At 64.1% G+C, this 6,519-nt stretch carries 10 protein-coding genes; 5 read left to right on the forward strand and 5 right to left on the reverse strand.

Annotation, left to right across the window (positions count from 1 at the left end):
- Positions 1-877 (reverse strand): cytochrome c biogenesis protein/redoxin (locus tag A8V01_RS25605; protein ID WP_281256557.1); only part of this gene is annotated, 877 nt, incomplete at its 3' end.
- A gap of 183 nt (positions 878-1,060) precedes the next feature.
- Between A8V01_RS25605 and msrA the strand changes: the two genes are divergently transcribed.
- From msrA to msrB, 5 genes are all read left to right on the forward strand, one after another.
- Positions 1,061-1,801: a peptide-methionine (S)-S-oxide reductase MsrA gene (gene msrA / locus A8V01_RS25610; protein WP_103099085.1), complete on the forward strand. Its 741-nt coding sequence runs from the start codon at positions 1,061-1,063 to the stop codon at positions 1,799-1,801.
- Positions 1,802-1,832: 31 nt separating this feature from the next.
- Complete coding sequence (locus A8V01_RS25615) at positions 1,833-2,408, forward strand: sigma-70 family RNA polymerase sigma factor (protein ID WP_103099086.1); 576 nt, start codon at positions 1,833-1,835, stop codon at positions 2,406-2,408.
- On the forward strand, positions 2,401-3,087 hold the full coding sequence (locus tag A8V01_RS25620; RefSeq protein WP_103099087.1) for an anti-sigma factor: 687 nt from the start codon (positions 2,401-2,403) through the stop codon (positions 3,085-3,087). The genes A8V01_RS25615 and A8V01_RS25620 overlap by 8 nt, the downstream gene beginning before the upstream one ends.
- 83 nt (positions 3,088-3,170) lie before the next feature.
- The gene (locus A8V01_RS25625) at positions 3,171-3,731 is read left to right on the forward strand and encodes a fasciclin domain-containing protein (protein WP_103099088.1); all 561 of its coding nucleotides are present in this window, start codon (positions 3,171-3,173) and stop codon (positions 3,729-3,731) included.
- A 92-nt stretch (positions 3,732-3,823) separates the two neighbouring features.
- Positions 3,824-4,315 carry a peptide-methionine (R)-S-oxide reductase MsrB gene (gene msrB / locus A8V01_RS25630; protein ID WP_103099089.1) on the forward strand — a complete coding sequence of 164 codons (492 nt, stop codon included), beginning with the start codon at positions 3,824-3,826 and terminating at the stop codon, positions 4,313-4,315.
- An 18-nt stretch (positions 4,316-4,333) separates the two neighbouring features.
- On the opposite strand, the gene A8V01_RS25635 is transcribed toward msrB, so the two are convergent.
- The 4 genes from A8V01_RS25635 to A8V01_RS25650 form a co-directional block, all read right to left on the reverse strand.
- Positions 4,334-4,738 carry a DoxX family protein gene (locus tag A8V01_RS25635; protein ID WP_103099090.1) on the reverse strand — a complete coding sequence of 135 codons (405 nt, stop codon included), beginning with the start codon at positions 4,736-4,738 and terminating at the stop codon, positions 4,334-4,336.
- A 196-nt stretch (positions 4,739-4,934) separates the two neighbouring features.
- Positions 4,935-5,567, reverse strand: coding sequence for an SOS response-associated peptidase family protein (locus tag A8V01_RS25640; protein ID WP_103099091.1), 633 nt, complete (start codon positions 5,565-5,567; stop codon positions 4,935-4,937).
- Between the two features lie 64 nt (positions 5,568-5,631).
- A complete protein-coding gene (locus A8V01_RS25645) occupies positions 5,632-6,126 on the reverse strand; it encodes a nucleoside deaminase (RefSeq protein ID WP_103099092.1) in 495 nt (164 codons plus the stop codon).
- A 6-nt stretch (positions 6,127-6,132) separates the two neighbouring features.
- Positions 6,133-6,519 (reverse strand): YbhB/YbcL family Raf kinase inhibitor-like protein (locus A8V01_RS25650; protein WP_146037392.1); only part of this gene is annotated, 387 nt, incomplete at its 5' end.

Genomic DNA, 6,519 nt, shown 5'->3' on the forward strand with positions numbered 1-6,519 from the left:
AGAAATCGACCAGCACGACCTTCCCGCGCAGCGATGCCGGGGTCAGCGGCGGCGAATTGATCCATTCGTTCGCTCCCGCCAGCGATGGGAACGCACCTTCGTCGGCCAGTTGCCCGCCTTTGGCCATGGCAGCCGAAGGCATCGCTTCGTCAGGATGGAAACGGTCGAGCAGGCCCTGTTCGAAACGCGCGGTGCCTGACAGCGAAAGGCGCGTCAGCAGCCCGGTGTCCAGCCCCAGCGCGATCGCGGCGACACCGACCAGGACGGCGACGCCCAGCACCTTGCGGATACGCTCACCCACGCCGATCGAGCGCTTCATCGCCGCGAAGACCTTGCCGCCGACCAGCAAGGCCAGCGCCAGCGAGGTCGCGGCACCGGCCGCGTAAGCCAGCAACAGCAGACTCGTATGCGCACTGGCGCCCTGCAGCGCCGCTCCGGTGAGCACGAGGCCAAGCACCGGCCCCGCGCAAGGCGCCCACAGCAGGCCGGTGGCGACGCCCAGAAGCAGCGAGGCGAAGAAGCTCGACGCGCCGCGATCCGCCCGGTCCGCGGACTGCGACAGCCTTCCTCCCAATGCCACCAGCGGGCGCGTCGCCCGATCGGCAAGGGACGGAAACAGCAGCAGCAACCCGAACGCCACAAGCACGGCCAGCGCCGCGATCCGGCCATAGGCGTTCGCCTGGACGGCCCACCCTCCGCCTACCGCTGCCAGCGTCGCGACGGCGGCAAAAGTCATCGCCATGCCCAGTAGCAACGGCAGTCCGCTGCGCAGGAACGGCCTGTCGGCGCGCGCGAAGACGAAGGGCAGGACTGGCAGGATGCAGGGGCTGATGATCGTCAGCACACCGCCCAGGTAAACCAGAACAAAGAGGATCATATGGTCTCGCCGCCTTGCCGCAGGTACCGAAGCGCGCGGCGCTCCCATGCGTCGGCAGATCCAGCGTTGCGGTCCATAAACGCTTGCGCACCATAATGATCCATGAATGACGCCGACGTGCATCCTTTGGCCAGTTCGTGTCGTATATTCACGCAGGAACCACGAAGCCGGAAAGCCCTGTCCATGAAGCGTGTCACCAGCATCGCCATGCTCGTCGTTGCCGTCAGCGTAGGTATGGCAGGAACGTTAACGCTCCTGCGCGAGAACAGCGCCCAAGCCGCTTCGACGCAGGCCGTATTCCGCATCCCGGCACCGGCATTCCAGGCACCCGAGGCAGGCAAACGCGAAACCGCCGTTTTCGCGGGCGGGTGCTTCTGGGGCGTGCAGGGCGTGTTCCAGCATGTTCGGGGCGTCAGCAGCGCGGTATCGGGCTACGCGGGCGGCGATCGGGGAAGCGCGAAATACGCCGTGGTCTCGCGCGGCGGCACCGGCCATGCCGAGGCGGTGAAGGTGACCTACGACCCCCGGCAGGTCAGCTACGGACAATTGCTGCATGTATTCTTCTCGGTGGTCGCGGACCCCACGATGCTCAATGCACAGGGACCGGATCGCGGCACTCAATATCGCAGCGCCCTGTTCCCTCAGTCGCCGGGCCAGCGCGAGACAGCCGAGCGGTACATAGCCCAACTAGGCAAAGCCGGGGCATGGAAGCGCCCCATCGTCACGCGAGTGGAACCGTTCAAAGGCTTCTATGCAGCCGAAGCCTACCATCAGGACTACCTGACCCTGCACCCGGATTCGGCCTATATCCGTCGCAACGACCTGCCGAAGGTCGCCGCGCTGAAAGCAACCTTCCCTGCACTCTATCGCATCAATCCCGTTCTCGTATCCGGGCCCGGCACAAGTTCTGCGCAGGATCGTTGATGCTTCGGCGAAGCAGGGATGAGACCGGCGAATGCATGAAGCGAGTTCTGCGGCACGGTCGGAAAACCGGGCACTTCTGGTCTCGGCGATCCATCTTGCCGCCAGCGGCGATGCTGCCGGATTGCGCCGCGTCTACGATCTCACCTCCGCCAAGCTGTTCGGCATTTGTCTGCGCATCTGCGCGGACCGGGAAGCGGCGGAGGATGTGCTCCAGGATGTCTACGTGAAAGTCTGGAGACGGGCTGCGTCGTTCGACGACACTCGGGCCAGTCCCATAAGTTGGCTCGCCACGATCGCGCGCAACGCCGCCATCGACTGGCGCCGGGCCGAACATCGCTATGACGCCATCCCCGATGAGGCGATGGCCGGAATCGCCGACGATGCGCCGCTGGCCGATGTGATTATGGAAGACGATCAGGAGCGGCGCAGACTGATCGCCTGCCTCGAAGGACTTCCCAGCGATCAGTCCGGGGCGATCCGCAGCGCGTTCCTTCAGGGCATGACCTACCAGCAACTGGCGGAGCGCAGCGGCACACCGCTCGGCACCGTCAAGAGCTGGATCCGGCGCGGCATGCTCAGACTGAAAGACTGCCTTGGCCATGGTTGACGCAGCCGAAGAACAGGATCGCGGTGCTCTCGCCGCCGAACTCGCGCTGGGGTTGCTGGAAGGAGCCGAGCGCGCACAAGCCTTACGCTTGTGCCTCTCCGACCCGGCTTTCGCGCGCGAGGTGGAAGGATGGAGCACAAGGCTGTCGCCCTTGCTCGATACGCTCCCGCCCTCCCTGCCTTCGTCCCGGGTCTGGGATGCGGTCGCGGCGCGCGTCGGCGCGCGCCCGGAGGCGCCAAGCATGAAGCCCCTGCGCGTCTGGCGCGCGGGCGCGCTAATTTCGGGAGCCGTCGCGGCCGCGCTGGCCCTGTTCATCGTACTGCGCCCGGTCGAGCCACCGGCACGCATGCCGATGGCCGTCTCCCAACTCACGGGGAACGGCGAAGCGCAAGTTCTCGCCGTCAGCTACGACCCGCAAAATGGCATGCTGCAGGTCGGCTCGCTGGAGAGGCCCGGCGACGGCAAACGCCCCGAACTATGGATTATCCCGCAGGACGGCGTCCCACGCTCGCTGGGAATGATGGCGCACGAAGGAGGCGCGATGCCCGTCGATCCCGCGATGCGTCCGCTCCTTGCTGCGGATGCGACGCTCGCCATTACCATGGAAGATCCCGCCACTGCTCCCCATGCCGCGCCGAGCAGCCTGCCGGTGATGACAGGAAAAATCTCGATAATCTGATTCCTTGTCGCATCCGGATCGGCGCGCGCTCCGTATCTTCGGGGCACTCCAAACACGAGAGTGCGCGAAAGAGGATGCCTGACATGCAAGCATTATCCCGCAAGTTCGCCTCCGGCTTCGCCGCCGCCCTGTTGCTCACCGGAGGCGTGGCCATCGCGGCCAAGAACCCGATGGTGGGCGGCGCTGCGATGTATTCGACCAAGGACATCATCGACAACGCCGTCAACTCCAGAGATCACACCACGCTCGTCGCCGCGGTAAAGGCGGCCGGGCTCGTCGATACGCTCAAGGGGCCCGGTCCGTTCACGGTCTTCGCGCCCACCAATGCCGCATTCGCCAAGCTGCCCAAGGGCACCGTGGATTCTCTGCTGAAGCCTGAGAACAAGGCGATGCTGACGAAAGTGCTGACCTACCACGTCGTCGCGGGCCGCATGACCGCCGCCGACATCGCCGCCAACGCCAAGGCCCATGGCGGCAAGGCCATGCTGACGACGGTAGAGGGCGAGAATCTGACCGCCTGGAAGGACAAGACCGGAGCCTGGTGGCTGACCGACGCCAAGGGCGGCAAGGCGAAGATCACCATCGCCAACGTCATGCAGTCGAACGGTGTCATCCACGTGGTCGACACCGTGCTGATGCCCTGATCACGATTTGAACGATTCATGGGGCTTGTGGGGCATTGGTTCGCACCCCCATGTATCGCCTGAATAGTTTAAGCGACGGGATTTTAGAGGCCATGACGCCCAGCACTGTCTCCCTGAACCGCCGCGTCTTTACGGCAACGCTGCTTGTTGCAGGTGCAGTTGTACTGACTGGGGGCGCCGCTATCGCCGCTCCCGCGCCAGATCTCAGCCTGCTGGACGCGGAATGGCGCAGACGCCTGCCCCCTCAAACTTATGCTGTATTGCGTCAGGGACGTACCGAGCGGCCCTATTCTAGCCCGCTTGTCAAGGAGCACCGTAAGGGTCGGTTCTTCTGCGCGGGCTGCGACCTGCCGCTGTTCTCGTCTTCCACCAAGTTCGATAGCGGAACCGGCTGGCCCAGTTTCTGGAACCATTTTCCCAGCGCGGTGAAGATCGTCACCGATCGCTCCATGGGCATGGTTCGCAAGGAGGTGCGCTGCGCCCGCTGCGATGGGCACCTTGGCCACGTCTTCGACGACGGGCCGCCCCCTACCGGGCTGCGTTACTGCATGAATGGCGCTGCGCTGGCATTCCGGCCCGCGTGACGCGCACCACCGGGATGGTCAGGTCCGCGGTCGGAACGGCCAGGGCGTGATGCCCGCCGCCCATAACGGCCACCAGATGAGCACCGGCTGCAAGGCAAGCCTCGGTATGTGGTACGCAAGCCCGAGACCATGCTCAGGCTTCGCAAGATCGAGCAGCATGTGCTGGAGGTTAGCCGGCCAGACACACAGGGCGTAGGCCGAAAGACCCCATGCGGCAGCGGCGCGAAGCCGGGGCGCCCAGGACTGCCCGATACCCGCAGCACCAGCGATTTCCGCAAGACCGGTTAGCATGACCACCGAGGCAGGCGCAGGAACCCAATCCGGCACGATGGCGACGAATGGTGCCGGGATGGTCAAATGTAGCGCACCGGCTATGGCATAGAGCAACGCCAGCACTGCACAGGAATATCTTCGGGCTCTCATGCGGGCAGGATCGTACAAGCAACGGTATTAGTCACGCGCGGCATTGTCCTGCAGCCATGGGTTAGGTGCTTGGCAGCCGCGCCTGCACCCGACCCAAGTGAGACGTTCACCCGCCGATCTCTAATCCCAACAAGCGGACGGTCGGCTTGCTTTACTGTTAAGATCTAAGCCTCCGATAGATTTTGTGTCGATCAGATCAGCGCTCTGCCCTTCGGGTCGGGAACACTGGACCCCGTACGGTCATCCGCGTCGGATCGAACGGTCGTTGAAGCGAGCGGACTTCATCGTACGACCCTCTCAGCCATACATCGACATCGTTCGGCTCGAGGATCGTTACCATCGCCTTGGCATGGATCGGCTCGACGAGCGAATTGGCATCGCATGTCACCATGGCAAAGCCGTTGCCGCTCTCGGTCGCTTGCCAGAAACCGGCAACGGCGAACACCGGCTGGTCGATCACCGAAAACCACATCTCGCCCTTCAGTGGCGGTTTGCCGTCACCAAGGTCATGCTTGTCCGGCGTGAACTCGCAGAACTCGGTGAGCGGCACCACGCAGCGGTTCTCGGGACGCTCGGCGAGCCGTCGCCATTGTGGCAGTGCGAGGTTGCGGACGTTGGTCATCGGCCAGGCGGCCTTTCCGCCAAGAACATCCCAGCTCATGACATCCCAGCCGAACATGTTGCCCTGTTCGCGCATCACATAAGCCCGCCCCCGGGGGCGCAGTTCCTGGGGGTCGAAGCGATTGTCGCGCGGGGCATCGCTGAAGAGCTCCGCGACCGATCCCCAGATCGTCTCGATCTCACCTTTCATGCGGGCGCGGTTACACATGGGTCAAATCCTGCGAGACGATAGTCTTCTATGTCCGGCCGCTGGCCGTGGCCATCTTCGCTTTTCAGAGATTACCCTGTTCTTCCACCGGAACCTCGTCGCCGGGCGCGAAGTAGAGGGCGGCACATTCCGCCCGCAGACATCCGCCTTCAAGTGCAAGGTCGTCACGAAATGCGTCCTTGATGAAGTCCATGGTGTCGAGGTGCCGGTCCTCAAAATACATCTGGTGAACGTCGTCGCGACCCGCACCGTAGACTATGCGGCCGACCTTGGCCCAGATCGAGGCCATCGTGCACATGCCGCACGGCTGCAGGGTCGAGTAGAGCGTCGCGCCGCGAAGGTCCATGTCGCCGTGCGCTGGTCCTGCTACGCGAAAAGCCATCATTTCGGCATGGGCCGTCGCGTCGCAAGTCTCTTCGGTCTCGTTGACTGCACGGGACAGCTCGCGGCCATTCAAAACGATGATGGCGGCAATCGGGGTGTCCTGCGGCGCTGTTCCTTTCGTTTTCGCCAAGTTAATGGCCTCACGCATCCAGGCCCTGTCATTGTCGTCTATCATGGTGGATCAGGCGCCTGCGGGTCGCAGGCCGGCTCCGGCAGTACTCGCAACTGCCGGCTCATCGCGGGAGTAGGTCCCGATCAGGAAGCCGGCGGCAAGGACTTTGCCATCTATCGCATCGAGAAACGCTGAGCGGCCCGGGTTTGCGTCGAGGATAGGAACGTCGGAGAGCGCAAAAAGCTGGAACACGTAGTCATGCGTTCCATGGCCCTTCGGAGGGTCTGGCGGCAGCCAGCCTTCGGCCAGGTAGCTGTTTCGTCCAACCTCGCTCCCGTCCGCCGCACCATCCCCGTCGGGTACGATCGCACCCTCGGGCAGGCCGCCCACCTCGGGCGGGATATTCCAGACAAGGGCATGAACCAGGGGATGGGGGGCGGGTGCGTCGGGATCTTC

This window comes from Novosphingobium guangzhouense (assembly GCF_002896965.1).
In the GTDB taxonomy this organism is placed as follows: Bacteria; Pseudomonadota; Alphaproteobacteria; order Sphingomonadales; family Sphingomonadaceae; genus Novosphingobium; species Novosphingobium guangzhouense.